Source organism: Amycolatopsis sp. NPDC052450 (assembly GCF_044547565.1).
In the GTDB taxonomy this organism is placed as follows: Bacteria; Actinomycetota; Actinomycetes; order Mycobacteriales; family Pseudonocardiaceae; genus Amycolatopsis.
In genome coordinates, this window is record NZ_JBIUAQ010000011.1 from 1 (window position 1) to 25784 (window position 25784).

The window sequence follows — 25784 nt, forward strand, 5'->3', positions numbered from 1 at the left end:
CCCTCACCCCGCGTGGCACCCCCCCCCCCCCCCCCCCGCCCGCCCCCCCCCCCCCCCCCCCCCCCCCCCCCCCCCCCCCCAGCTCCAGCGCCAGCAGCACCGTCAGCGACAGCGGCAGCGCCTGAAGGACCCCTTCAGGTACTTCGGGCGCCCCTGGCAAAGGAAAAGCCCGGACGCACGAGGCGCGTCCGGGCTTTCCGGTGTTACGGGCTCGAACTCAGAAGTCCATGCCGCCCATGCCACCGGACGGGTCGGCGGGAGCGGCCGAGGCCTTCTCCGGCTTGTCCGCCACGACGGCTTCGGTGGTCAGGAACAGCGCCGCGATGGAAGCGGCGTTCTGCAGCGCGGAGCGGGTGACCTTCGTGGGGTCCGGCACGCCGGCGGCGAGCAGGTCCTCGTAGACACCGGTGGCGGCGTTGAGGCCGTGACCCTGCGGGAGGGACTTGACCTTCTCCGCCACGACGCCGCCTTCGAGGCCGGCGTTGATCGCGATCTGCTTGAGCGGCGCCTCGACGGCGACCTTGACGATGTTGGCACCAGTGGCCTCGTCGCCCTCGAGCTTCAGACCGGCGAAGGCTGCCTCGGCGGCCTGGATGAGAGCGACGCCACCACCGGCGACGATGCCCTCTTCGACGGCGGCCTTGGCGTTGCGCACCGCGTCTTCGATGCGGTGCTTGCGCTCCTTCAGCTCGACCTCGGTGGCGGCACCGGCCTTGATGACGGCCACGCCGCCGGCCAGCTTCGCCAGACGCTCCTGGAGCTTCTCGCGGTCGTAGTCCGAGTCCGAGTTGTCGATCTCGGCGCGGATCTGGTTGACGCGACCCTGGATCTGGTCGGCGTCGCCCGCACCCTCGACGATGGTGGTCTCGTCCTTGGTGATGACGGCCTTGCGCGCCTTGCCCAGCAGGGAAAGGTCCGCGTTCTCCAGCTTGAGGCCGACGTCCTCGGAGATGACCTGGCCACCGGTCAGGATCGCGATGTCCTGCAGGATCGCCTTGCGGCGGTCACCGAAGCCCGGGGCCTTGACGGCGACGGACTTGAAGGTGCCACGCATCTTGTTGACGATGAGGGTGGCCAGGGCCTCGCCCTCGACGTCCTCGGCGATGATCAGCAGCGGCTTGCCGGACTGGATGACCTTCTCCAGCAGCGGCAGGACGTCCTTGACGGTGGAGATCTTGGAGCCGAAGAGGAGGACGTACGGGTCCTCGAGCTCGGCTTCCTGACGCTCCGGGTCGGTCACGAAGTAACCGGAGATGTAGCCCTTGTCGAAGCGCATACCCTCGGTGAGCTCGAGCTCGAGCCCGAAGGTGTTGCTCTCCTCGACGGTGACGACGCCTTCCTTGCCGACCTTGTCCAGCGCCTCGGCGATGAGCTCGCCGATGGTGCGGTCAGCGGCCGAGATCGAGGCGGTAGCAGCGATCTGCTCCTTGGTCTCGATCTGGACGGCCATCTTGTGCAGCTGCTCGGTGATGGCCTCGACGGCCGCCTCGATGCCGCGCTTCAGGCTGATGGGGTCGGCCCCGGCGGCGACGTTGCGCAGACCCTCGCGGACGAGAGCCTGGGCGAGCACGGTGGCGGTGGTGGTGCCGTCACCCGCGACGTCGTCGGTCTTCTTGGCAACTTCCTTGACGAGCTCGGCCCCGATCTTCTCCCACGGGTCCTCGAGCTCGATCTCCTTGGCGATGGAGACACCGTCGTTGGTGATCGTCGGCGCGCCCCACTTCTTTTCGAGCACGACGTTCCGGCCCCGCGGGCCGAGGGTCACCTTGACGGCTTCGGCGAGGATGTTCAAGCCGCGCTCAAGACCGCGGCGGGCGTCCTCGTCGAACGCGATCAGTTTGGCCATTGCGGTGTGGTCCTCCGGTATTGGGCGCCGCCGCACGCCTACTACAGCGCGGCGGCAGGACTCTTCCTCGGCCAGGCTCGGTGCCCGCGACGGACGACCCACCCGATCAAGGGTGCGGCCTCACCGTCCCGACCTTCAGGCGAGCGATCGGTGACCGCTCTGCCTGGCACTCGACGGCGTCGAGTGCCAATGTCGTGTTTAGCACTCTCCACGGTCGAGTGCAAGAACCGCAGGTCAGCGCGGTGGTATTCAGTTGCTCGGCTTGATGGAGATCGACGAGGGCGGCGCCTTCAGCGACGATCCGGGGGCCTGCGACTGCGAGCCGCCGGGGCCGACCGGGATGTTCGGCGCGGTGGTCTGCGGGCCGTTGCCGCCGCTCGAATCACTGAAGATGAAGATCGCCGCGACGATCGCGCCCGCGACCACGAGGGCGCCGACGACGATCCAGATCCACTTGGCGCCGCTCTTCTTGGGCTGCTGCCGGAAACCGCCCTGCTGCTGCGGCGGGCCATAGCCAGGGGGCGGGCCCTGCTGGAAGCCACCCTGTTGGAAGCCGCCCTGCTGCTGCGGCGGGCCGTAACCGGGGGGCGGTCCTTGCTGGTACCCGCCCTGCTGGAAACCACCCTGCTGCGGCGGCGGGCCATAGCCGGGCGGCGGCCCCTGCTGGGGCGGGGGACCCTGCGGTCCCGGTCCCTGCTGGCCGTAGCCGGGCTGCTGTCCTCCGTACGGGTGCACGGGGCCCCCCTCTCCCTGTGGCGGCGTGTTCTGCCGTGGCGCCTGCTGCGGTGCGGTCTGCTGGACCGGCGCCGCGGCCCCGGGCGGGCCGGGCGGCTCGTTCGAAGTCGCGAGCGGACCGAGCGCGCGCCTGGCGGCCGCGATCATCTCAACACAGTTGGGGTAGCGATCGGCGGGATTCTTCGCCATTCCCTTGCGGACGACCTCGTCGATCCCGGCAGGCAGGCCGACGATCCGCGAGATGGCCGGGGGCTCCCCGTTCAGATGTCCCTTGATGACCGTCTGCACGTCGCCCTTGAAGGGCGGGCTGCCGGTCAGGCAGGCGTACAGGACACAGGTGAGCGCGTACTGGTCGGTGCGGCCGTCGAGCGGCTCGCCGCGCAGGTGCTCGGGGGCCGCGTACGTGGGCGAGCCGAGGAAGTCGCCGCCGCGGGTGCGGTGCCCGGTGGCGCCGCGGCGGGTCAGGCCGAAGTCGGCGACGTAGACGTGCTCGCGCGAGGTCTCCTTGCTGGTGACCAGGACGTTGGCCGGTTTGACGTCGAGGTGCACGAGACCCCGGTTGTGCAGGGTGTCGAGCGCGTCGGCGACCTGGTCGAGCATGGTCAGCGCGCGGGCGGGCGCGATCGGGCCGCCGGAGATCAGCCCGGCGAGGTCTCCGCCGTCGACCATCCGCATGGCGATGTAGAGCATGCCTTCGAGCTCGCCGAAGTCGTACAAGGGCACGACGTTGGCATGGTCGATCGCGGACGTGTTCCGCGCCTCGTCGACGAAGCGTTCGCGGAACTCGGCGTCGGCCCCGAGGTGATCACCGATGACCTTCAGTGCCACCTTGCGTCCGAGCCGCACGTCCGTGGCCTTGTAGGTCACGCTCATGCCGCCCTTGCCGAGCACACCGTCGATGCGGTAGTTGCCCAGCCGGCGACCGGTCAGGTCCCCCGACTCATCGCCTGTCACGCAGCGAAGCGTAACGCGCCAGTTCCGGAGGCCGCCGGGGGTCGGCCGAAGTCCCGCTAGGAGACCTTGCGTACGTCCGCCGCCTGACTCCGCCCGTCACGCCCGGACTGGACTTCGAATTCCACGCGATCACCCTCGTCGAGCGTCCGGAATCCGTCGGCCTGAATGGCCGAGTAGTGGACGAAGACGTCGGGCCCTTCGGTGGATTCGATGAATCCGTAGCCCTTTTCCGAGTTGAACCATTTGACGGTGCCGACTGTCACGACGCACTCCCTCAGCACAGGATCCGCCGGCCTCGCCTGCCCCGGACGGCGGTTTCGAGTGCAGTTCACGCTACCCGAATCACCGGCGTCGGCAATGCTCAATTCGTCTTAAGGTCATCCGCGAAAAAGCCGCCTATTGCGCGCTTGCACAAGGACGCGTCCTGGTCCCGCGAAGTCCAGCGCGAGCCCTTCGCCGGTGCGGACGGACTGCGGGCCGGACTGGTCGACCGCGCGGAGACGGCACTGCACGGTGTCCGGGTAGGCGAGCAGGAAGTCCGGCCGCACGGTGACGAGTTCGCCCGCGGTGAGTTCGAAGGCGTCGACCGGGCCTTGCGCGGCCAGCACGAGCGGACCGGTTCCGCTGTAGTGCTCCAGAAAACCGGAGTCGGCGCCGAAGAGTTTCTGCAGCGGCGCCCAGCCCGGATCGAGCCGGACGGTCGCCGGCCGGGCGAGGATCGCGTCCCGGCTCACGCACCAGCCCGCCCCGCCGGTGAACTCCAGCGGGTAGACGTCGCCGGCGGTCAGCGGCGCGAAGTCGATCCAGCCGCCGCCCTCCGGCGCGTTGAACACCGAAGGCGCGGCCTTGCCCGCCCGTGAACCACCACGGGCGGGAACGGTTTCGGTGATGCCGAAACTGCTGGCCAGCATGGTGTCCCCGGCGGCCTGGACGGCCTCGCCGGGGGACAGCAGCACGCGTGCGACCCCGAAGTTCGGGGTGTGCCTCGTCTGGACCCGCATGCGCTCAGCGGGAGGGGACCTGGGCGATCACCCAGGCGGACAGCGCCGACGGGTTGCGGGTCTGGGTGAGCAGCTGGCCCGGACCGGCGAAGTCGAAGACGAGGCCTTCACCGCTCTTCATCGACTGGATGACGCCGGTGGCGACCTTGCGGATCTGGTACTGGAGGGTGTCGGCGAAGGCGACGACGTGCCCGGTGTCGATGGTGATCACCTCGCCCTGCTGCAGGGTGACCGTCTCCAGCGCGCCGTAGCAGGCCACGACCAGCGGGCCCTGTCCCGTCGCGTGGGTGAGGAAGCCGCCCTCGCCGCCGACGAGGTTCTTGAGCCCGCCCCATTTGGTCTCCGTCTGCACGCCGTGCGAAGACGCGAGCCACGAGCCGCGGGTGACGCACCAGCCGGTGCGGCCGTCGAGGTTGATGATCTGCATGTCGCCGGGCAGGTTCGCGGCGACGTCGACCCAGCCGCCGTTCTGCGGGGCGGTGTAGGTGGAGATGAAGAAGGACTCGCCGGAGAGGAAGGCGCGGCCGAGTCCCTTCATGATGCCGCCCTGCGCCTGCGACTGGACCTGCACGCCGTAGCTCGTCGCCATCATCGCGCCAGACTCGACCTGAGCCGGTTCGCCCGGGGCGAGGACGAGCCTCGCCACCGCGAACGACGGCTGGTGACGGATCTGAACCTGCATGTCTTGTACTCCCCGGTGGTCGTTGTGACGCGCAGAGTCTTGCATGCGACCCCCGACCGAGGAGGATGGTCGGCGTGATCTCCGTCGACGCCCACCGTGAGACCGTCACCGGCCTGCTCGGAAACGCCCCCGTCATCCGCCTTCCGCTCGCCTCCGCCGCCGGGCTCGTCCTCGCCGAGGACGTGCGCGCGGGCGTTTCGCTGCCGCCTTTCGACAACTCGGCGATGGACGGTTACGCCGTTCGCGCCGAAGACATCGCCTCCGCCGAGGAAGCGCCGGTGACGCTGCCGGTCGCCGAGGACATCCCCGCCGGCCGCGTCGACATCACGAAACTGGAGCAGGGCACCGCGCACCGGATCATGACCGGCGCCCCGCTGCCGCCCGGCGCGGACGCGGTGGTGATGGTCGAACACACCGACGGCGGTGTGACGGACGTCCGGATTCTCAGGACGGCCGTCCCGGGCGCGCATATCCGGCGCCAGGGTGAAGACGTCGTCGAGGGCACGGTGGCGCTTTCGGCCGGAACCGTGCTCGGCCCGGCGCAGCTGGGGCTCGCGGCGGCCGTCGGGCTCGCCGAGGTGCCCGTGTTCAGGCCGTTGAAGGTGCTCGTCGTGTCCACCGGGACCGAACTCGTCGACGCGCCGGAACCCTTGCGGCACGGCCAGATCTACGAGTCGAACAGCATCATGCTGGCGTCCGCGATCCGCGCGCTCGGCGGCGAGGCGGAAGTCGTGCGCAGTGTCGTCGACGACGTGGACGAGTTCCGCGCGGTGATCGAGCCGCGGCTGGCGGACGTGGACCTGCTGGTGACCTCGGGCGGGGTCAGCGCGGGGGCGTACGAAGTGGTGAAGGACGCGCTGACCGGGCAGGGCGTGGAGTTCCGGAAGGTCGCGATGCAGCCGGGCGGGCCGCAGGGCTGCGGGCGGTGGAACGGCGTGCCGGTGGTGACGTTGCCGGGAAACCCGGTGAGCGTGCTCGTCTCGTTCGAAGCGTTCCTGCGGCCGGCGTTGCTCGCGGCGATGGGGCACGCGGGCGTCGACCGGCAGCGGGTGCGGGCCCGGCTGACCGAGGCGATGACCTCCCCCGCCGGACGGCGCCAGTTCCGGCGGGGCTTCTACACGCATTCCGAAGGCGAGGTCACCGGCATCGTCGGGCCGCGCGGCGGGCCGGGATCGCATCTGCTGGCGTCGTTCACGCAGGCGAACTGCCTGATCGTCCTGCCGGAGGACGTGGACTCGGCCGAGCAGGGCGACGAGGTGGACGTCCTGCTGCTCTGACGTCTCGTTCATCCCGCAATCAGTCACCTACTTGCGCCCGGATACGGGCGCAAGTAGGTGACTGATTGCGGGGCGTCAGGTTGGGAAGTCGCGGCACCGGCCGATCGGCGTGAACAGGAGCGCGAAGACGGCGACGACCTCGAGCCCGGCCATCAGGCCCAGCGTCTGCCGCACGCCGACGGTCTCGCCGAGGATCCCGCCGAGCAGGCCGCCGAGCGCGATCGCGCCGAAGCTGAGTACGGACATGCTCGCGGTGACCCTGCCGAACATCGACGCCGGGACGTACCGCTGTTTGAAGGTGGCGTTGAGGACGTTCGAGCCGACGACCCCGGCGCTGAGCGCGAACCCGGCGGCGACGAAGAACGCGAGCCCCCAGCCGCCTTGGGCGAGCGGTCCCAGCAACATCATCAGTGCCCCGAAGGCCTCGCAGAGCACGAAGGCGCGCGCGGTGCCGATCCGCGCGGCGAGCTTGCCCGAAAGCGCGGCACCGGCGACGCCACCCGCACCGACGAGCGCGAGCACGAGCCCGACGGTCGCCTCTCCCACGCCGAGGTCGCGGGCGAGGAAGACGACTTCGATCGACTGGTAACCCATGAGCGCGACATTCGAGACCGCGCCGAAGACCGCCAGGACAAGCAAGTACCGGTCGTGGACCACGAAATCGAGGCCCTCGCGGATCTCGTCCCGCAGCCGCGAGCGCGTCTTCGCCGGGCGTTCTGGCTCGCGAAAGCGGATGGATCGCAGGCACAGTACGGAGATCCCGAAACTGACGGCGTCGGCGAGCACCCCGGCGACGGCGCCGAAACCCTGCGCCAGCAGACCGGCGAGACCGGGTCCGCCGATCTGCGCGGCGGACTCGCTCCCCTGCAACTTTTCGTTGGCTTCCTGGAGGTCCTTCTTCTCGACCAGCGAAGGCAGGTACGCGCGGTACGCGACGTTGAAGAACACCTTCGCGACACCACCCGCCAAGGCGACGACGAGCAACTGGGTCATCGTGAGCCACCCGAACCAGGCGGCGACCGGGACGCTCAGGAACACGAGCATGGAGACGGTGTTGCAGGCCAGCATGATCGGGCGTTTCGGCCGTCTGTCGACCCAGGCGCCGGCGGGCAGGCCGATCAGCAGCCACGGCAGCCAGGCGACCGCGGTCAACAGCCCGACCGCGAACGTGCTGGCCTGGAGGGTGACCACCGCGACGAGCGGCAGCGCGACGACGGCGATGGAACTGCCGAGCACGCTGGTCGTCTCGCCGGTCCACAACAGCCGGAAATCGCGTGAGCGCAGCAATCCGCCGCGTTCGCGGGTGGTCACGGGCGGGCCGGGACGGCGCGGGTCGCGAAGAACACCGGCCTGCGTTCCTGGCCGTCGTCCGGCTGTTCGCGGTCGCTGTACTCCCGGACCAGCGCTTGGATCCGGCGCTCGATTTCGGCCAGTTCCGTCACCGACAACTTCATCCAGCTGTCGGTGGCGAAGGCGGCGCGATGCCACTCCTCCGGGTAGGTGTCGCGTTCGGCGAACCATTGGCGCGCCATGGAAACCTGGCGTTCGAGGGCGAGGGATTCGGCGGCGGCCGCGACCGGGTCGTCGGGGAAGTCCGACGGCGACCAGGAAACCGCGTAGCCGACGCGGCGCCACCAGCGCTCGCGCCGGTCGCGGGCGAGCTCCGGCGCTTCCTCGACCAGATCGCTGGCGGCCAGCACCTTCAGGTGGTGACTGACGTTCCCGACCGCCTGCCCGGTCCGCTCGGCGAGCACGGACGCCGTGCACGGGCCGTCGAGGCGCAGGACGTCGAGCAGTCGGCGCCGCAACGGATGCGACATCGCGGCGAGCACTTTCGAATCGTGGACTTCACGTACCTCACGGTCGGCCATAACGCACAACAGTAGTTGCACAACAGGTCTTGTACAAGTGCTCTTGTGTGCTGCCGGTCGCGTCAGGTGGCCGGTCCGCACCGTCCACGTAATCTCGACGGCATGGGTTTCTTCTCGTGGATCGTGTTCGGCGCCATCGCCGGGTGGCTGGCCAACGTCGTGGTCGGCGGTCCGGACCGGCGGGGTGGCTGCCTGTTCAGCATCCTGATCGGCGTGCTCGGGGCGGCACTGGGCGGTTTCGTCTACCGGCTCGCGACGGGCACCGAGCGGAGCTTCGAGTTCGACTTCCCCAGCTTCGGCGTCGCCATTCTCGGTTCGATCGTGCTGCTCGCCCTGCTGCGGCTGGTGCGCGGCTCCGGGCGGAGCGACGCCTCGCGCCGATGATCAAAGGAGTGACCGTTGGTAACGGTTTTCTCGCGACGGGTGATCGCGGGCGTCCGGCGAACTAGAGTGGGACGTTCGCTCAGTTCCAGCTGCCGCGTCCGGGTGCATGTGCCGTCGGGGGGCATATGCACCCGGACGCGCGTGCCTCGGCGATGACCGAGGCGGCGCGGACGGGGTCGATGAGCGAAGGCATCGGCGCCGCCGAAATGTCCCTCTTCCAGGCTCGGAACAGCTCGGCGAGTCGCTCGCCTGCGGGGTCCGGGCTGGCGGGCATTCACGGGTCCTCAAGGTCGGCGATCGGCTTCAATCACCTAGAGTTATCGCTTATTTCCACCGACCGTTACCGGGATGTGGTGCCTCCCACCCACGCCGGGGAAACCCTTCCGGGGGAGGCACGGCCCTGGCCCGGACAGGGCGGTAGCGTGGTGGCTCTTCATACCCAACCCCCGACACGAACTGCGGTGAACCCGACCAATGAGCGGCAACCGGCCGGAATCCACTGGAAACCCACTCGCGCACGCCGTGAAGCTGGCCCGCGAGACCGTTCCGCCGATGCACCCGGCAGGCAAGCCGTTCGTGCTCGGCGGCCTCGCCGCGACGCTGGTGCTGCGGAAGTTCTCCAAGCCCCTCGGCGTCCTCGGCGCGCTCGCGACGGCCGCCACGGCCGCGTTCTTCCGTGAGCCCAAGCGGGTGCCGCCCGCCCAGTCCGGCCTCGCGGTCGCGTCGGCGGACGGCCTGGTCTCGCTGATCGAGGAGGCCGTGCCGCCGCCCGAGCTGGGGCTGTCCGCCGAACCGCGGATGCGGGTGAGCGTGTTCCTGTCGGTGTTCGACGTGCACGTCCAGCGGATCCCGGCGTCGGGTGTGATCGAGCGGGTCGCCTACCGGCCCGGGAAGTTTCTGTCCGCGGACCTGGACAAGGCGAGCGACGACAACGAGCGCAACTCCGTGCTCATGCGCACCGAAGACGGTCACGAGCTCGTCGTGGTGCAGATCGCCGGGCTGGTGGCGCGGCGCATCCTCTGCGAGATCCGCGAGGGTGACAAGGTCGGCGTCGGTTCGACGTACGGCATCATCCGCTTCGGCTCGCGAGTCGACCTGTACCTGCCGCCGGGCAGCAAGGTCCTCGTCTCGAAGGGCCAGCGCACGATCGGCGGCGAGACGCCGATCGCCGAGCTGCCCACGGCGCCGCACCCGGAAGGCTGATCCATGGTCCGCGTGACCACGACAACTCCCGGCGTCCGGCTGTTGCCGAACGCCATCACGGTGCTCGCCCTGTGCGCCGGTCTGTCGTCGGTGCAGTTCGCGCTGATCGGCAACTACCCGATGGCGATCGCGTCGATCGGGATCGCCGCGGTGCTCGACAGTCTCGACGGCCGGATCGCGCGGCTGCTGGACGCGACGTCGAAAATGGGGCAGGAGCTCGACTCGCTGTCCGACGGCATCTCGTTCGGTGTCGCGCCCGCGCTGGTGCTGTACGTCTGGCACGCCGAGGGTGAGCGGATCGGCTGGGTGGCGTCGCTGATCTTCGCGGTCTGCATGATCCTGCGGCTGGCGCGGTTCAACACGCTGATCGAGGACACCGAGCAGCCGCCGTACGCCGGCGAGTTCTTCGTCGGTGTGCCCGCGCCCGCCGGTGGCCTGCTGGCGATGCTGCCGCTGATCCTGGAGCTGCAGTTCGGGCAGGGTTGGTGGTCGCACCAGTACATGGTGTGGGTGTGGACGATCGCCGTGGCCGCGCTGCTGATCAGCCGGATCCCGACGCTTTCGCTGAAGACGGTGAAGGCTCCGCCGAAGGCGATCGCGCCGCTGCTGGTCGGGGTGGGCCTGCTGGCCGCCGCGATCATCCAGTTCCCGCTGGTGGCGCTGGCGATCGCGCTGATCCTGTACCTGGCGCACATCCCGTACTCGGTGTACCGGTACCGCTGGCTCGCGCAGCACCCGGAAGCGTGGATGGCGCCGCCGAGGGAACGGCGCGCGATCCGGCGCTCTTCGAGCCGCCGCCGTCTGGGCCTGCGCCGCCCGCCGCTGCGGCGAGTGGTGGCCGGGGCCGCTCAGCGCGTCCGGCTCCAGCGAGGCGAACAGCACGTCGCCCGCGCTCCGCGCACCATCAGCACCGACAAGGACCGGGACAACGGCCGAGGCCCACGGCGCCGCTCGTGGCGCCGGATCGGCCTCCGGAAACGCTGACCCGCGCCACCCCAGCCCCCCGCCCGTCCCTGGGGGACGGCCCCGCGCCCGGCGTATCGGTGCCCACTGACGGGACCGGGGGAAACGGGGGTCGGAGGCGGGAGTTGTCCACAAGTGGGTGAGCCTGTGGACAACTCGGAAGTCGAGTACATGAAGGCCCCCTTCCTTGCGCTGGGCGCAAGGAAGGGGGCCTTCATGTACTCGGTCGAACGCGGTCGTGAGGCTTGTGCGGCGCGCGGCGACCGCTGGGAGCCCGCCGCGTAGATAGGGTGACGGGGTGAGCGCACCCCAGATCACGCTGACCGTCCGGCACACCCCGTCCGCCCTGGACTCCCGCCGCGGCGTCGTCCGGCTGCACCCCGAAGTCCTCGACGCGCTCGGCCTGATGGCCTGGGACGCCGTCCGCGTCACCGGCGCCCGCGTCAGCTCGGCGCTGGCCGCCCCGTCGGACGCCGAGGGGATCCCGGGCGTGATCCTCCTCGACGACGTCACGATGTCGAACCTCGGCGTGACCGAGGGAGCGGAAGTGGTCGTCGCTCCGGCGGAGGTGTCGGCCGCGAAGACGGTCACCGTGTCGGGTTCGAGGATGGCGAGCGTCTCGCTCTCCCCGCACACCCTGAGGCTCGCCCTGATCGGCAAGGTCCTGACGGTCGGCGACGCTGTTTCCCTGCTCCCCCAAGACCTCGCGCCCGCCCCGGGCTCCGATGTCTCCGCGGTCCGCGGCCAGCTTTCCCGCGCCATCGGCATGACGTGGACGAACGAACTGCTCACCGTCACCGCCACCGAGCCGCCGGGACCGGTCGCCGTCGGACCGTCCACTGTGGTCAGCTGGCGCGACGGCGCCCGCACCGGCGAGGCCGCGCCCGCCGCCGTCCCGGCCCGTGCCGGGACGACGCTGGTGCGCAGCACGCCCTCCACGCCACACGAGGACTTCATCGACGCCGAGATCGTCGAAGACGAGCGGGTCGACGAAGTGGCCGAGGAGTCCGTGCCTCCCCTGTCGGATCTCGCCGGCTCCGAATCGGCCGCGCGCAAACTCGCCGAATGGTTCGACCTGGCCTTCCACCGGCCGGAGCTGCTGGCGAAACTCGGGACGTCGGCGCATCTCGGGGTCCTGCTGTCCGGGCCGGAAGGTGTCGGGAAGGCGACGCTGGTCCGCGCCGTGGCGCAGGCCGAGAAGGTGCGGGTGGTGTCTCTCGCGGCGCCGAACATCGCCGTCCTCGAGCCGAACGTGGCCGCCGCACGACTGCGCGAGGCGATCGAACAGGCCACCCGCGACGAAGATCCCGCCGTCCTGCTGATCACCGACATCGACGCGCTACTGCCCGCGTCCCAGCCGCCGCCGCTCGCGACGGTCGTCCTCGACGACCTGCGTAACGCCTTGCGCAGCAAGGGATTCGCGGTCATCGCCACCACGGGACGGGCCGAGTCGGCCGATCCCCGGCTGCGCGCCGCGGACCTGCTCGACCGCGAACTCGGCCTGCCGCTCCCGGACTCGAAGACCCGCACGGAACTCCTTCGTGTGCTCCTGCGCGAAGCCCCGCTGGAGTCCGGCGTCGACGTCGGCCCGATCGCCGAGCGCACGCCCGGTTTCGTGGCCGCGGATCTCATCGCGCTCCGCCGCGACGCCGCACTCCGGGCCGCGCTGCGGCAGCGTGACGCCGACGAGCCGCGGATCTCCCAGCAGGACCTGCTCGACGCGCTGACCACCGTCCGCCCCATCTCCATGTCCACTTCGGACAATCTGGCCACCGGCGGACTGACGCTCGACGACGTCGGCAACATGACGGACGTCAAGCAGTCGCTCACCGAGGCGGTGCTGTGGCCGCTGCGCTACCCGGACTCGTTCGCCCGCCTGGGCGTCGATCCGCCGCGCGGCGTGCTCCTGTACGGCCCGCCGGGCGGTGGCAAGACGTTCCTGGTCCGCGCGCTCGCGGGCACCGGCGCGCTGAACGTCTTCGCGGTCAAGGGCGCGGAACTGATGGACAAATGGGTCGGCGAATCCGAGCGCGCGGTGCGGGAGCTCTTCCGCCGCGCCGCCGAGGCCGCGCCGTCGCTGATCTTCCTCGACGAGATCGACGCGCTCGCCCCGCGCCGCGGCCAGTCCTCGGATTCCGGCGTGTCGGACCGGGTCGTCGCGGCCCTGCTGACCGAATTGGACGGTGTCGAGCCGATGCGCGAGGTCGTCGTCCTCGGTGCGACGAACCGGCCGGAGCTGGTCGACCCGGCGCTGCTGCGGCCAGGACGGCTGGAGCGCCGCGTCTACGTCCCGCCGCCGGACGCTCACGCGCGCGAGGCGATCCTGGCCGCCAGCGCCAAGAACACGCCGCTCGCGTCCGATGTGGACCTGGCGGCGTATGCGGCCACTTTGGACGGTTACTCGGCGGCGGACTGCGCGGCACTGATCAGGGAGGCCGCGCTGACCGCTATGCGCGAGTCGCTGGAGGCCAAGGAGGTCACCGCGGAGCATCTGACGAAGGCGGCTCAAGCCGTGCGTCCGTCGCTCGACCCGGCACAGCTGGCGGCGCTGGAGGCGTACGCGCAGACCCAGGTCTGAAGTACGGGAAAGGGCCCTCTTCCTCGCGAGGAAGAGGGCCCTTTCCGTAGCTGCTAGGAGCCGTCTTTGTCGTTGGTCTTGTAATCCTTGGTGAGGATGACGATCACGCCGGGGCCGATGTTCTCGATCTCCTTGAACCTGGGCTCGGCGCGGAAACCGAACTCCAGCGCCAGCGCCTTCGCGGCCGCTTCCTCGTCGGTGCCCGGCCGGAAGTAGGCCACGGTCTCGGGGAGCCTGCCCGGATAGCCCTTGACCTCGGAGACGTTCCAGCCGGAAGCGCGGAAGTCCTGCGCGGCCTGCTCGCCGAGCCCCTGGATCGTGCTGTTGTTGTAGACCCGCACGGTCACCCATTTGTGGGACGCTTGCTGATCGCCACCAGGCTGCCCCGGGCCGGGCTGCCCCGGCTGACCGGTCTGCCCGGGCTGGCTCGCCGGCGGGGCGGAACTCGCGGGCGCGCTCGACGGCGGCGCCGACGAGGCGGGCGGCGTGCTGGCCGAAGGCGACCCCGGCGCCGGAGACGAAGGCTGCGTCGCACCGTCTGAGGTCGTGGGCGTGGTGCCGGGCGGCGTGGCGGTGTCCGAGTCACCTCCGCCACTGGTCAGGGTGATTCCGCCGATCACGGCGGCGATCACGGCGACACCGACCAAGGCCAGTCCGGCGGCCTTCATCGGCCGGGACAGCCCCGAAAACAGACTCATGAGAGATCGATCCCCAGTCGCCGGGCCGCGCGATTGCGCTGCCGGGCCGCTCGCGTCTTTCGCAGGCGCTTCACCAGCATCGGGTCGGCCTGCATGGCTTCGGTCTTCTCGAGCAGCCGGTTCAGCAACTGGTAATAGCGCGTCGACGACATAGAGAAGCGTTCGCGGATCGCCTGTTCCTTCGCGCCGGCGTATTTCCACCACTGACGTTCGAACGCGAGCATGTCGAGCTCGCGCTCGCTGAGGCCGTTCACGGTCTCCGACGGGGACGGCTGGTCGGGCTCGGCCATCGACTCCGCGGCGTCCATCCGACTCCTCGCAATCAGGTCAGTGCTCGGCGGCGTGAAACCACAGGCTTGTCATTCCGCGGCGCCATTAGACCACGGAACCGGCGCCCGGCCTCGGTATCGGCGTCGGCGCGTCATGGGTAAGGGTCTACCAGAAGGGTCCGACTAAACTGCGCGCGTGACCGTCCATCCCATCGTGATCGCCGGCGAGCCAGTGCTGCACAACCCGACTCGGGAGATCACCGAGTTCGACGACAAGCTGCGCACCCTCGTCGACGACATGTTCGAGACCATGTACGCCGCCGAAGGGGTGGGCCTCGCGGCCAACCAGATCGGCCTCGACCTGCGCGTGTTCGTCTACGACTGCCCCGACGACGAGGGCACCCGCCACAAGGGCGTCGTGGTGAACCCGAAGCTCGAGACGTCGGAGATCCCGGAGACGATGCCGGATCCGGACGACGACTGGGAAGGCTGCCTGTCGGCGCCCGGCGAGTCGTACCCGACCGGCCGCGCTTCGTGGGCGAAGGTCACCGGCTTCGACGTCGACGGTAATCCGATCGAGGTCGAAGGAACCGGCTACTTCGCGCGCTGCCTGCAGCACGAGACCGATCACCTGGACGGCTTCATCTACCTCGACCGGCTGGTCGGGCGCCACGCTCGCGCGGCGAAGAAAATGCTCAAGTCGAACAAATGGGGCGTTCCGGGCAACTCGTGGCTGCCGGAGGCGCAGCCCTCCGACGACTGACTCCTGCCCGGCGCGACGAACCCCCTCTCACACCCGCCCCGCGTGCAATGAAGGGGCCTTTCATAGCAAAATTTGCTATGAAAGGCCCCTTCATTGCACTAGCGGGCCGGAGTCAGCAGCCCAGGAAGTGGCACCGCACCACCCGCGGCTGCTCGATCACCTTCCCCGCCTGCACCGACCACGCGAGCCGCAGGTACTGGGCGTGCGTCCACGCCAGCGGTGTCGCGGACGCCGTCGGAGTGCCCGCTGGGAAGCCGGGCTGCCCCGAAGGCGCGTTCTCGTCCCAGACCTGCTCCGGCATCGTGTCCCCGGAGCTGCTGACGCGCCCCAGGTCACGTAGGCGCTTCGCGGCCGTACCGCGGTCACCGGCGGCGAGGTCGTACTCGCCGCGTTCACCCGCGAGCAGCGGCCACAGTCGCCCGAAAGTGGTCCGGCTTTCCGCCGGGAACGTGTAGTCCCACGGTGCCCCGTCGGCCTTCTCGCCGTAGCCGTCCTTCGTGTACCGGTGCCAGAACTGACCCGTCGGGGTGGTGAAGGCGATGTCGGCGTCGGTGACCTTGACGCTGTTCCTGATCACCGGATCGTCGGCGCGGTAGATGCCCAGCCTCACCAGTTCGAGGAAACCGGCGTCGGTCACGGCACGCTGGTCCATGGTCACGCTGGAATTGCCGAGGTTGTACTTCGTGCCGTTGTTCGCGTTGCCGTCCTTGGTCAGCCGGACGAAGTACGGGTCCTTCGACAGCGGACCGTTCGTGGTCACCGTCCATTGGGCGAGCTTCGCCTTGAACGCGTCGGCGGTGCCGAGGTAGCGCTTCGCGTCGGCGACCGCGCCGTTCGCCTTGGCGATGTCGGCCGCGCAGACCAGTCCGGCGATCACCGCGGCGATCGTCGAAGGCGAGTAGCCGTCCTGTTCTTCCCAGCGTTCCTGCTGGCTGTACGGCGACGCGTGCCCGTTGTCCGCCTTGTAGGACAACAGGAATTCCGCCGCCTTGCGCACACCCTGCCAGGTCTTGGCGTCGGTGCGGCCGAGTTGCTGGGCGAGCACGATCGGCAGCGCGGTCTCGTCGAGCTGGATCGACGTCCAGTACGGCGTGCCGTCGACGTGGCTGTTCTGCGGCAGATGCCCGTCCGGCAGCTGCTGCGTCCCGAACATGTAGTCGATCGACCGGTCGGCGGCGTCGCGGTCGCCGGCGGCGAGCAGGCCGGTCGCGATCTGGTAGAGGTCGCGCGGCCAGACCAGGTGATAGGTGCCCGACGGCGACCATTCCGGGTCGTTGTTCCCGAACCGCCACGGCATACTCGGCGACGCGATGAGCGCCCCCTGGTGGATCTTGTCCTCGCTCGCCGCGAGCATGAGCACGGACGCCTGGTAGAGGTCCCGTTCCCGCTTGGTCTTGAGCGACGACGGCGCGTCCTTCACCTGGCGGAGGTACTGCTTCCAGCCGCGGTCGTACGCGCGGGAGGCGTCGGTGAATCCGCGACGTAGCGAGGCTTTCGCGGTGGAGAGCGCGTCGGAGTCCTTCGCGCCCATGCCGAGCGAAAGCGTGAAGTCCCGTGAGCGGACACCGTCGACGGTCGTCTGCCCGGTGATCAGCACGTTGCCCTTGGCCGCGGTCGCGTAATCCTTGAGAGCGAACGACTTCGTCAGCTGCGTGATGCCGTCGGAGGAACCCGCGTAACCGACGGAAGTGCGCGAGAACGCCGGTTCCGCGGTCAGCGCGGCAGCGGTCTTCGCGTCGGACGCGACCGCGTTCAGCCCATCGGCGCGTGCGGAGTCGTCGGATCCTTCGTTCGTGAGATCGGGATCCGCGACCGCGTACACCTGGTAAGGACGGCCGGTCAGCGAAACGAAGTCGACGTCGATCAGCACACTCGTGCGCGCCGGATCGGTGACGTAGGTCTTGCGGAGCTTCCAGCGGCGCTGGTCGTCGGTGATGGTCTGTTCGTAGGTGAGGCCGTCGGTGCGGCGCACCTGCCGCGCCTTGGCCGAGGAATCGACCGTCGCGAAGCTCGTCCCGTCGGTGACGACGAGGTCGAGCGCGCGGACGCTCGGCGTCGACAGATCCGGGTAGTAGACCTCGGACATCCGGCCACCTTGCAGCGTGAACCAGACGTTGCTCGCGCGTTCGCGGGCGGTGCCGAAGCCGGTCTTGTCCGCCGGGAGCCAGCTCGGATGCGCGCCGGGCGCACCGGGCGCCTCACCGCCCTGTGCCGCGGCCACCGCCGGGACCAGCCCCGCGACCAGCACTCCTGCCAGTGCCGGGAGCATGAGTTTTCGCATATCCACCCCAGACTTCTGTAACGGTGCAGAACCTCCGGGATTCTGTCGTGAATCCCCCGCGAGCACATGCTCCAAACCGGTGAACCGCTAACGCTGTCGACATGTCGGCGCCGGAAATCGCGTTGCTCTCGGCAGGCCTCGTCGCCGACGATCGGGGAATGCCGAACCTGCTGGCGTTCATCCCCGCCGCCTTCCTCATGGCGATGGTCCCCGGCCCGGCGACGGTGATGCTGATCAAGCAGTCGGCGAAGGGCTCACGCCGGAACGCGTTCGCCACCGTCGCGGGCATCGAGGCGGGCGTCGCGTTCTGGGGACTCGCCGCGGTGTTCGGTCTCACCGCGCTCCTCATCGCCTCGCAGGTCGCCTACGACGTCTTGCGCATCGCGGGCGCGGTCTTCCTGATCTACCTCGGCGTCAAGGCGCTCTTCTTCCGCAAGGGCGCCGATGACGCCGCCGAACCCGCCGGGCGCGGCTTCCGATCCGGCTTCCTGATCAACGTGAGCAACCCGAAGGCGGGCGTGTTCGCGATCTCGTTCCTCCCCCAGTTCGTCCCCTCCGACGCCGGACCGTGGCCGCTGCTGCTCTGCGTCGCGGTGTGGATCGCCGTCGACATCGTCTGGTATTCGTCGCTCGCCTTGCTGGTCACACGCCTGGGTGAGTGGCTGCGCCGCGATCGCGTCAAGCTGTGGCTGGAGCGCACGTCCGGCGGCGTTCTGGTCGGCTTCGGAGTGACCGTCGCCTTGGAGGGTTGATTGTCCGAGCCCCGGCGTGGCATGGTCGGGGCACAACCAAACAACGCGGGAGCTCGCGCCATGGCGGGCTGAGAGGGCGGCTGGAGTCTTTTTTTCTGGAAGACCCGGCGCCGCCGACCGCATGAACCTGACCGGGTAATGCCGGCGTAGGGAGTGAACGTCGTTGACGACGCTTGACAGTGCCTTTGAAAAGGGTGCCCAGGGCATCACGCCGACCGTGACCACCGGGCCGATCACCGGTTCCCGCAAGATCTACCACCAGACGGAATCCGGCCTCCGGGTCCCCGCGCGGCGGATCGATCTTTCGAACGGCGAGCATTTCGACGTTTACGACACCTCCGGCCCGTACACCGACGACGACGCGCAGATCGATGTCCACAGTGGACTGCATCGATTGCGTGCCGGCTGGGCCGACGGTCGTGAACACAACACCCAGCTCGGCTGGGCGAAACAGGGCGTCATCACCCGCGAGATGGAGTACGTCGCGGCACGCGAGCGCTGCTCGCCGGAATTCGTGCGGGACGAGGTCGCTCGCGGCCGCGCGGTGATCCCCGCCAACCGCAAGCACCCGGAGACCGAGCCGATGATCATCGGCAAGAAGTTCCTGGTGAAGATCAACGCCAACATGGGAAACTCGGCCGTCTGGTCCTCTGTGGAGGAAGAGGTCGACAAGATGGTGTGGGCCACCCGCTGGGGCGCCGACACGATCATGGACCTCTCCACCGGCAAGCGGATCCACGAGACACGCGAGTGGATCGTCCGCAACTCGCCGGTGCCGGTCGGCACCGTGCCGATCTACCAGGCACTGGAAAAGGTCAACGGGGAGCCGGAAAAGCTGTCGTGGGAGGTCTACCGCGACACCATCATCGAACAGTGCGAGCAGGGCGTCGACTACGTCACCGTGCACGCCGGGGTGCTGCTGCGATACATCCCGCTGACCGCGCGCCGGGTCACCGGCATCGTCTCGCGCGGCGGCTCGATCATGGCGGCCTGGTGCCTCGCGCACCACAAGGAATCGTTCCTGTACACCAATTTCGCCGAACTCTGCGAGATCCTGCGCGAGTACGACGTCACGTTCTCCCTCGGTGACGGCCTGCGGCCCGGTTCGATCGCCGACGCCAACGACCGCGCGCAGTTCGCCGAACTGGAGACGCTGGGCGAGCTCACGCACATCGCCCGCGAACACGACGTCCAGGTGATGATCGAAGGCCCCGGCCACGTGCCGATGCACAAGATCAAGGAGAACGTCGAACTCGAGGAGAAGCTGACCGGCGAGGCGCCGTTCTACACCCTCGGCCCGCTCGCGACCGACATCGCGCCGGCGTACGACCACATCACCTCGGCCATCGGCGCGGCGCAGATCGGCTGGTACGGCACGGCGATGCTCTGCTACGTCACGCCGAAGGAGCACCTGGGCCTGCCGAACCGCGACGACGTCAAGACCGGCGTCATCACCTACAAGATCGCCGCGCACGCCGCCGACCTCGCCAAGGGGCATCAGTACGCGCAGGAGTGGGACGACGAGCTTTCCAAGGCCCGTTTCGAATTCCGCTGGAACGACCAGTTCAACCTGTCGCTGGACCCGGACACCGCCCGCGCGTACCACGACGAGACGCTGCCCGCGGAACCGGCGAAGACGGCGCACTTCTGCTCGATGTGCGGGCCGAAGTTCTGCTCGATGCGCATCACCCAGGACATCCGCAAGTACGCCGACGAACACGGACTGTCCACTGTGGAGGCCATCGAGGCCGGCATGGCGGAGAAGTCGAACGAGTTCGCCGAGCAGGGCAACAAGGTGTACCTGCCGGTGGTCAATCAGTGACAGCCACGCCCAGGACCGCCCTCACCATCGCCGGATCGGATTCCGGTGGTGGTGCGGGCATCCAGGCCGACCTGCGCACCTTCTTCGCCAACGGGGTGCACGGGATGGTCGCGCTCACCGCGGTCACCGTGCAGAACTCGCTGGGCGTGCAGGGTTTCAGCGAGATCCCGGTCGACGTCGTGACCGGGCAGATCAAGGCCGTCGCCACAGACATGGGCGTCGACGCGGCGAAGACCGGGATGCTCGCGACGGCCGAGATCATCAACGCCGTCGCGAAGACACTCGACGAGGTCCACATCGGACGCTCGTCGAACACGCCATTCGTCGTCGACCCGGTCGCCGCTTCGATGACCGGGCACGCGTTGCTGCGCGAGGAAGCGCTGGAGGCGATCCGCACCGAGCTTTTCCCGCGTGCCACGCTCATCACGCCGAATCTGGACGAGGTACGGCTGCTGACCGGCGTTTCCGTGACCGGGCCGTCGACTCAGCGTGAGGCGGCGGAGGCGTTGCTGGAGTTCGGTTCCGAGTGGGTGCTGGTGAAGGGCGGGCATCTCGACGCGGCGCAGGACTGCGTGGATCTGTTGTCCGACGGCGAATCCTGGGTGGAGCTGAGCGGGCCTCGCTTCGACACGCGGAACACGCACGGCGGCGGTGACACGATGGCTTCGGCCATCACGTCTTCGCTGGCGAAGGGCGCGGACGTGCCGACCGCCGTCGCCGAGGGGAAGCGGTTCATCGAGCGGTGTGTGGCGGAGTCGTATCCGCTGGGGGCCGGGGTGGGGCCTGTTTCACCCTTCTGGGCGTTGCGGTAGACGGCGGCCAGTGGTTGCGGGTCCGTGAAAGTACATGAAGGCCCCCTTCCTGTACCTAGGCGCAAGGAAGGGGACCTTCATGTACTGCGGGGGTCCTGCTGGGCGACGCGCCCCACCGGGGGTTGCGAAAGCCACTTTCGCAACCTTCAACGTTGCGAAAGTGGCTTTCGCAACGTCGGCCCGCGGCCGGGGGCCGGTGTCGCCGTTCTGGCGGCTCAAGCAAGGAGCGCGAGAGTGTCATGAAAGGGTCGTTCAGGACAAAAGATGTCCTCAACGACCCTTTCATGACATCCGCTACCGGATCGTGACGCGAGGAGCGTCCACGGCCCAGTACCAGTTGTTCCCCGCCGCGTAGAGCCGCCAGGTCAGCTTCACCGAACGAGCCCCCGCGGGCACCTTGACCGAAACCGACGTCGGCACCGAAAGCACGTCGCCCCCCTTGTTCGCCGTACCGGATTCCGGTCCGTAGGCCAGCACGTTCTGCTCCAGACCACCGTCGAACGACGCCGTCAGCGCACCCCGCTGCGTCCCGTCCTGCCGATAGTGCGAGACGAACGAGACGTCCACAGTGGACTTCCCGGAAACGTCAGCCGAAGGCGAGATCAGAGAAGAGTCGAAGGTCCCGCGCGACGAGGGCGAGCCCTTGTCGTCCCACTCGTCCGGGTCCGCGACCGCGAAGACGCCGCGCGCTCGCGCGTTCGCCTCGCGCTGCTGGCCGGGAGCGGTGCGGGTCCAGAAGTCGTCGGTGGTGAAGGACCAGCCCTGCCACTCCGTCACGCCGGCGGGCATGCCGGAGGCGTTGCGCACGGTCCAGCCGCCCGGCGCGTCGTGCGTCCAGCCGAGTACTCCCGCCGGGACGCCGGCCTCGTCTTGCCGCGCCTTCAAAACGGCTGTGTCGAAGACATCCGAAGGCGCGGCGCCGAGCGCGTAGCCGTCGTAGCCCGCCGGGGCCGCGATGCCGAGGTGCCGCAACACCGTGGGCGCGATGTCGACGATCTTCGGTGCCACGGCGGGGGTTCCGGCCGGGACCGCGCCACCGGCGGCGATCACGAACGTCATCCGTTCCTCGGGCGTGTCGCCGCCGTGGCCACCCGAAGGCGTGTGGCCGTGGTCCGAGGAGATCATGATCAGCCAGTCTTCGTCCGCGCGGTTCGCGCGCGCGTCGACGGCGGCGAGCAGACGGCCGATCAGCGCGTCGTCGGTGCGCAGGCTGGCTTCGTACTGCGGGGAGTCCGCGCCGTGGTCGTGGCCCGCGATGTCCGTCTGTCCGAAGTAGACGAACGAGGCGTCGGCCTTGTCCTGCTCGAGGTGTTTCTCGGCGTCGACGGCGACCTGTTCGTCGGTCTTCTCGTAGCCGTCGCTGTCGCCGTTCCGGACGAACTTGCGGTCCTGGCCGGTACGCAGGATCCGGTCGCTGATCGGCGTCCAGTCGACCGCCGCGTACGTGTCGAGCGCCGGGTTCGCGGTTTCGGCCCGGGCGAGCCAGCTCGGATGCGAGGCGAGGTCGTTGCCGGTGAAGGAGTTGTCCTTCACCTTGTGCTTGTCCGGCCAGACGCCGGTGAGGATCGTGGACCAGCCGGGACCGCTCACCGTCGGCGCCATCCCGCTGCCGTACAGCGAACTGCGCGAGGCGTAGCCGCGCTCCACCAGCGCGTGGACGTTCGGGGTGTCGGCGGCCATCAGCTTGTCGAAGCGGGCCCCGTCCAGGCCGATGACCAGCACCTTCGGCGCCTTGGCCGCGGCAATGGCCACGCCGGAGGTCAATCCGGCGACGGCCACCAATGCCGACAGGAGGGAAAGCGTTCTGCGCACGAAGCCTCCAGATAACTTGTACAAACCAATTCTTCGGTCAAGTTAGTGCGCCGAACTGTCTTCTCGATGAAGTCCGCGTGCCCCCGCGAAGGACTTCAGCCGACGGGCTCCCTTGGGAGAGCGCGTGGAAAATGGACCCATGAGCGAGAACCCGAGCCCGCCGTCGGCGCTGACCATCGCGGGGTCCGATTCCGGCGGTGCCGCCGGCCTTCAGGCGGACCTGCGCACGTTCCTCACCTGTGGCGTGCACGGTCTGGTCGCGGTCACCGCCGTGACCGTCCAGAACACCCTCGGCGTGCACGACCGCACCGATATCCCGGCGAGCATCGTCGCGGGCCAGATCGAGGCCGTCGCGGCCGACATGGGCGTCAACGCGGCCAAGACCGGCATGCTCGCCTCGGCCGAGATCATCCACGCCGTCGCCGCGGCGTGCGACAAGGCCGAGATCGGCCGCGACGCCAAGGTGCCGTTCGTGGTCGACCCGGTCGCGGCGTCGATGCACGGCCATCCGCTGTTCGACGAGGCCGGTCTGGTCGCGCTGCGGGACGAACTCCTGCCGCGCGCGACCGTCCTCACGCCGAACCTCGACGAGGTCCGCCTGCTGACCGGGATGACCGTGACCACCCGCGAACAGATGCATCAGGCGGCCGTCGTCCTGCATCGGCTCGGGCCCGAGTACGTGCTCGTGAAGAGCGGGCACCTCGTCTCCGACCCGGAATGCGTCGACGTGCTCTTCGACGGCTCCACGTTCGTCGAACTGCCGGGCGAGCGGTTCGCGACGCAGCACACCCACGGCGCCGGGGACACGATGGCGTCGGCGCTGACGGCCGGTCTCGCGAAGGGGATGTCCGTCGTGGAGGCCGCCCGCTACGGCAAGTGGTTCGTCTCACACGCGGTCGAAAACGCCTATCCGATGGGCGCGAAAGTCGGTCCGGTCTCGGCGTTCTGGCGGCTTGCGCCGGAGCACTGAGCACACGTCCGGTTACGATCTGTGCCGTGACCGGACGTGAAACGGTGGCCAGGGTCGTCGAAGACCGCCGCTTCCAGAACTTCATCATCGCGGTGATCGTCTTCAACGCCGTCACCCTCGGCCTGGAGACCTCGACGAGAATGGTCGCGGAGTACGGGTCTCTGCTCCACACGGTCGACTACGTCGCGCTCGGGATCTTCGTCCTCGAACTGGGCGCGAAGCTCTACGCCTATCGCTCGAAGTTCTTCCGCGACCCGTGGAACATCTTCGACCTGGTCGTCGTCGGCATCGCGGTGATCCCCACGACCGGCCCGTTCGCGGTGCTCCGGGCGTTGCGGGTCCTGCGGGTACTCCGGCTGATCTCGGTCGTGCCGTCGATGCGGAAGGTCGTCACCGGCCTGCTCGCGGCGATCCCCGGCATGGCGTCGATCGCCGCGCTCCTCGCGCTGATCATCTTCGTCGCGGGCGTGATGGCGACGAAGCTGTTCGGCGCGATCTCCCCGGAGAACTTCGGCGACCTCGGCACTTCGCTGTTCACGCTGTTCCAGGTGATGACCGGTGAAGCTTGGCCGGACATCGCCAAGGAGGTCATGAAGGAAGCACCCTTGGCGTGGGTGTTCTTCGTGGTCTACATCCTCGTGTCCAGCTTCGCGGTGCTGAACCTCTTCATCGCCGTCGTGGTCAGCGGGATGGAGGACGAGCTTCGCCAGGACATCCGCGAGGAAGAGGCGAAGCAGGCCGAGACACAGGCTGTGGCGAACAAGGAGATCCTCGACGAGATCCGCGCCCTTCGCGCGGAGGTCGCGGAACTCAGCGCTCTTCGTCAGCGATGAGCGCTTCGAGTGCCGGAAGGGCCGCCGCCAGGGCCGCCTGATGCTCCGGGGTCAGCCGTTCGAGGCGTTTGCCCAGCTCGTTCACCCGAGTCGACCGGACACCGGAAACCAGCCTCTCGCCTTCTTCGGTGGCCTCCGCGAGCCAGGCGCGCCTGTCGATCGGGTCCGATTCACGGCTGACGTAGCCCGCTTCGACCAGCGAAGCGACGATCCTCGACATGGTGGCCGCGGCGACGCCTTCCTTCGCCGCGAGATCACCCAGGCGGAGCTGGCCGTAGTTCACGAGCGTGGCGAGCGCCGAGATCGCGCCGTGGCCGGGTCCTGGCACGCCCGCCTGGCGCAGTGACCGGGACAACCTGCCCACCGCCAGGAACAACCTGCCCGAAACGTCCTGGACCGCTGACGTGGTCACCACTGGCTCCTCTGGGTACACGGCGGCGGGCGCCTCCGGAAAGTGCCGTCAACCATACGGGCAACCGGAGTGCGCTCGCTGTCAAGGCCGTGAACCGTACAAAAGGGTTATCGAGGCGGGCTCGAAGCGTGCGCCCAGAACCGCTGGGGAATCCGTCCCGCACCGGCGGCGAGCCGTCCGGCGGTGACCGCGGCCCGCATCGCCGACGCCATCCGCTCCGGGTCCGCGGCCCTGGTCACGGCGGTGGAGAGCAGGACGGCGTCGCAGCCGAGCTCCATCGCCAGCGTCGCGTCGGAAGCCGTGCCGATACCGGCGTCGAGGATCACCGGGACTCCCGCGCGCGACACGATCAGCTCGATGTTGTGCGGGTTCCGGATGCCGAGACCGGTGCCGATGGGCGCGCCGAGCGGCATCACGGCCGCGCAGCCCGCCTCCTCCAGCCGCAGCGCCAGCACCGGGTCGTCATTGGTGTACGCCAGCACGGTGAAGCCGTCCGCGGAGAGCTGTTCGGCCGCTTCGACGGTCTCGAACGGGTCCGGCAGCAGCGTGCGGTCGTCGGCGTGGACCTCAAGCTTGATGAGGTCGGTTTCGAGCGCTTCACGGGCGAGCTGGGCGGTGAGGACCGCTTCGGCGGCCGTCCGACACCCCGCGGTGTTGGGCAGCAGCCTGATGCCGAGCCGCCGAAGCAGTTCGAGAACACCGGAGCCGCCTTCGGCGTCGGCTTTGCGCATCGCGACGGTGGTCAGTTCCGTACCGGACGCCACCAGCGCGCGTTCCAGGACGGCGAGGTTCGACGTGCCGCCGGTACCGATGATCAACCGCGACGAAAGCTTGTGCTCGCCGATGACGAGGTCGTCACCATTCAT

General features: G+C 69.1%; 24 protein-coding genes and 1 riboswitch. Of the genes, 11 read left to right on the top strand and 13 right to left on the bottom strand.

Features of this window, described 5'->3' with window-relative positions; all coding sequences use genetic code 11:
- Window positions 1–217 precede the first annotated feature (217 nt).
- The 5 genes from groL to ACIHAO_RS19690 all read right to left on the bottom strand — a co-directional run bounded on the left by groL (window position 218) and on the right by ACIHAO_RS19690 (window position 5218).
- Window positions 218–1846 carry a chaperonin GroEL gene (groL, locus tag ACIHAO_RS19670; RefSeq protein ID WP_125782140.1) on the bottom strand — a complete coding sequence of 543 codons (1629 nt, stop codon included), beginning with the start codon at window positions 1844–1846 and terminating at the stop codon, window positions 218–220.
- A gap of 249 nt (window positions 1847–2095) precedes the next feature.
- Window positions 2096–3535, bottom strand: a complete 1440-nt coding sequence (locus ACIHAO_RS19675) for a serine/threonine-protein kinase (protein ID WP_396559751.1) — start codon at window positions 3533–3535, stop codon at window positions 2096–2098.
- 56 nt (window positions 3536–3591) lie between these two features.
- Window positions 3592–3798, bottom strand: coding sequence for a cold-shock protein (locus ACIHAO_RS19680; RefSeq protein WP_247058582.1), 207 nt, complete (start codon window positions 3796–3798; stop codon window positions 3592–3594).
- Window positions 3799–3912: 114 nt separating this feature from the next.
- A complete protein-coding gene (locus tag ACIHAO_RS19685; protein ID WP_396559753.1) occupies window positions 3913–4536 on the bottom strand; it encodes an AIM24 family protein in 624 nt (207 codons plus the stop codon).
- Window positions 4537–4540: 4 nt separating this feature from the next.
- Window positions 4541–5218, bottom strand: a complete 678-nt coding sequence (locus ACIHAO_RS19690) for a TIGR00266 family protein (protein WP_125782145.1) — start codon at window positions 5216–5218, stop codon at window positions 4541–4543.
- Window positions 5219–5292: 74 nt separating this feature from the next.
- Between ACIHAO_RS19690 and glp the strand changes: the two genes are divergently transcribed.
- Window positions 5293–6495 (top strand): gephyrin-like molybdotransferase Glp, encoded by a 1203-nt coding sequence (glp, locus tag ACIHAO_RS19695; RefSeq protein ID WP_396559755.1) that lies wholly within the window; start codon window positions 5293–5295, stop codon window positions 6493–6495.
- A gap of 75 nt (window positions 6496–6570) precedes the next feature.
- Here the strand turns inward: glp and ACIHAO_RS19700 are convergent, their stop codons facing one another.
- Complete coding sequence (locus ACIHAO_RS19700; RefSeq protein WP_396559757.1) at window positions 6571–7806, bottom strand: MFS transporter; 1236 nt, start codon at window positions 7804–7806, stop codon at window positions 6571–6573.
- Window positions 7803–8366 carry an ArsR/SmtB family transcription factor gene (locus ACIHAO_RS19705; protein ID WP_396559759.1) on the bottom strand — a complete coding sequence of 188 codons (564 nt, stop codon included), beginning with the start codon at window positions 8364–8366 and terminating at the stop codon, window positions 7803–7805. Before ACIHAO_RS19705 ends, ACIHAO_RS19700 begins: the two co-directional genes overlap by 4 nt.
- 102 nt (window positions 8367–8468) lie before the next feature.
- On the opposite strand from ACIHAO_RS19705, the gene ACIHAO_RS19710 reads away from it, so the two are divergent.
- The 4 genes from ACIHAO_RS19710 (at window position 8469) to ACIHAO_RS19725 (ending at window position 13494) form a co-directional block, all read left to right on the top strand.
- Window positions 8469–8750 carry a GlsB/YeaQ/YmgE family stress response membrane protein gene (locus ACIHAO_RS19710; protein WP_396559761.1) on the top strand — a complete coding sequence of 94 codons (282 nt, stop codon included), beginning with the start codon at window positions 8469–8471 and terminating at the stop codon, window positions 8748–8750.
- A 474-nt stretch (window positions 8751–9224) separates the two neighbouring features.
- Window positions 9225–9953, top strand: a complete 729-nt coding sequence (locus tag ACIHAO_RS19715) for a phosphatidylserine decarboxylase (RefSeq protein WP_396559763.1) — start codon at window positions 9225–9227, stop codon at window positions 9951–9953.
- Window positions 9954–9956: 3 nt separating this feature from the next.
- Window positions 9957–10937, top strand: coding sequence for a CDP-diacylglycerol--serine O-phosphatidyltransferase (gene pssA, locus ACIHAO_RS19720; protein ID WP_396559765.1), 981 nt, complete (start codon window positions 9957–9959; stop codon window positions 10935–10937).
- A gap of 277 nt (window positions 10938–11214) precedes the next feature.
- Window positions 11215–13494, top strand: a complete 2280-nt coding sequence (locus tag ACIHAO_RS19725; RefSeq protein WP_396559767.1) for an AAA family ATPase — start codon at window positions 11215–11217, stop codon at window positions 13492–13494.
- A gap of 53 nt (window positions 13495–13547) precedes the next feature.
- Here the strand turns inward: ACIHAO_RS19725 and ACIHAO_RS19730 are convergent, their stop codons facing one another.
- Together ACIHAO_RS19730 and ACIHAO_RS19735 are read right to left on the bottom strand one after the other, a co-directional pair.
- Window positions 13548–14192 carry a LytR C-terminal domain-containing protein gene (locus ACIHAO_RS19730; protein ID WP_396559769.1) on the bottom strand — a complete coding sequence of 215 codons (645 nt, stop codon included), beginning with the start codon at window positions 14190–14192 and terminating at the stop codon, window positions 13548–13550.
- A complete protein-coding gene (locus ACIHAO_RS19735) occupies window positions 14189–14500 on the bottom strand; it encodes a DUF3263 domain-containing protein (protein ID WP_005160574.1) in 312 nt (103 codons plus the stop codon). The genes ACIHAO_RS19730 and ACIHAO_RS19735 overlap by 4 nt, the downstream gene beginning before the upstream one ends.
- A gap of 157 nt (window positions 14501–14657) precedes the next feature.
- Between ACIHAO_RS19735 and ACIHAO_RS19740 the strand changes: the two genes are divergently transcribed.
- Window positions 14658–15224, top strand: coding sequence for a peptide deformylase (locus ACIHAO_RS19740; protein WP_396559771.1), 567 nt, complete (start codon window positions 14658–14660; stop codon window positions 15222–15224).
- Window positions 15225–15336: 112 nt separating this feature from the next.
- On the opposite strand, the gene ACIHAO_RS19745 is transcribed toward ACIHAO_RS19740, so the two are convergent.
- Window positions 15337–17505 (bottom strand): glycoside hydrolase family 15 protein, encoded by a 2169-nt coding sequence (locus ACIHAO_RS19745; protein ID WP_396559773.1) that lies wholly within the window; start codon window positions 17503–17505, stop codon window positions 15337–15339.
- Window positions 17506–17606: 101 nt separating this feature from the next.
- Between ACIHAO_RS19745 and ACIHAO_RS19750 the strand changes: the two genes are divergently transcribed.
- The 3 genes from ACIHAO_RS19750 (at window position 17607) to thiD (ACIHAO_RS19760) (ending at window position 20891) form a co-directional block, all read left to right on the top strand.
- Entirely contained in the window at window positions 17607–18257 is a 651-nt protein-coding gene (locus tag ACIHAO_RS19750; protein WP_396559775.1) for a LysE family translocator, read from the top strand.
- 35 nt (window positions 18258–18292) lie between these two features.
- Window positions 18293–18427, top strand: a riboswitch (TPP riboswitch).
- Window positions 18421–20079, top strand: coding sequence for a phosphomethylpyrimidine synthase ThiC (gene thiC / locus ACIHAO_RS19755; protein ID WP_396559777.1), 1659 nt, complete (start codon window positions 18421–18423; stop codon window positions 20077–20079). Its footprint overlaps the riboswitch before it by 7 nt.
- On the top strand, window positions 20076–20891 hold the full coding sequence (gene thiD, locus ACIHAO_RS19760) for a bifunctional hydroxymethylpyrimidine kinase/phosphomethylpyrimidine kinase (RefSeq protein WP_396559779.1): 816 nt from the start codon (window positions 20076–20078) through the stop codon (window positions 20889–20891). The genes thiC and thiD (ACIHAO_RS19760) overlap by 4 nt, the downstream gene beginning before the upstream one ends.
- A 294-nt stretch (window positions 20892–21185) precedes the next feature.
- Here the strand turns inward: thiD (ACIHAO_RS19760) and ACIHAO_RS19765 are convergent, their stop codons facing one another.
- Window positions 21186–22703: an alkaline phosphatase family protein gene (locus tag ACIHAO_RS19765; protein ID WP_396559781.1), complete on the bottom strand. Its 1518-nt coding sequence runs from the start codon at window positions 22701–22703 to the stop codon at window positions 21186–21188.
- 139 nt (window positions 22704–22842) lie between these two features.
- On the opposite strand from ACIHAO_RS19765, the gene thiD (ACIHAO_RS19770) reads away from it, so the two are divergent.
- A complete protein-coding gene (thiD, locus tag ACIHAO_RS19770) occupies window positions 22843–23673 on the top strand; it encodes a bifunctional hydroxymethylpyrimidine kinase/phosphomethylpyrimidine kinase (RefSeq protein WP_396559783.1) in 831 nt (276 codons plus the stop codon).
- A 26-nt stretch (window positions 23674–23699) separates the two neighbouring features.
- Entirely contained in the window at window positions 23700–24506 is an 807-nt protein-coding gene (locus ACIHAO_RS19775) for an ion transporter (protein ID WP_396559785.1), read from the top strand.
- Here ACIHAO_RS19775 and ACIHAO_RS19780 read toward each other — a convergent pair.
- Both ACIHAO_RS19780 and ACIHAO_RS19785 read right to left on the bottom strand, forming a co-directional pair.
- Window positions 24484–24918, bottom strand: a complete 435-nt coding sequence (locus ACIHAO_RS19780) for a MarR family winged helix-turn-helix transcriptional regulator (protein WP_125782174.1) — start codon at window positions 24916–24918, stop codon at window positions 24484–24486. The genes ACIHAO_RS19775 and ACIHAO_RS19780 overlap by 23 nt on opposite strands.
- Window positions 24919–25025: 107 nt before the next feature.
- Complete coding sequence (locus ACIHAO_RS19785; RefSeq protein WP_396559787.1) at window positions 25026–25784, bottom strand: thiazole synthase; 759 nt, start codon at window positions 25782–25784, stop codon at window positions 25026–25028.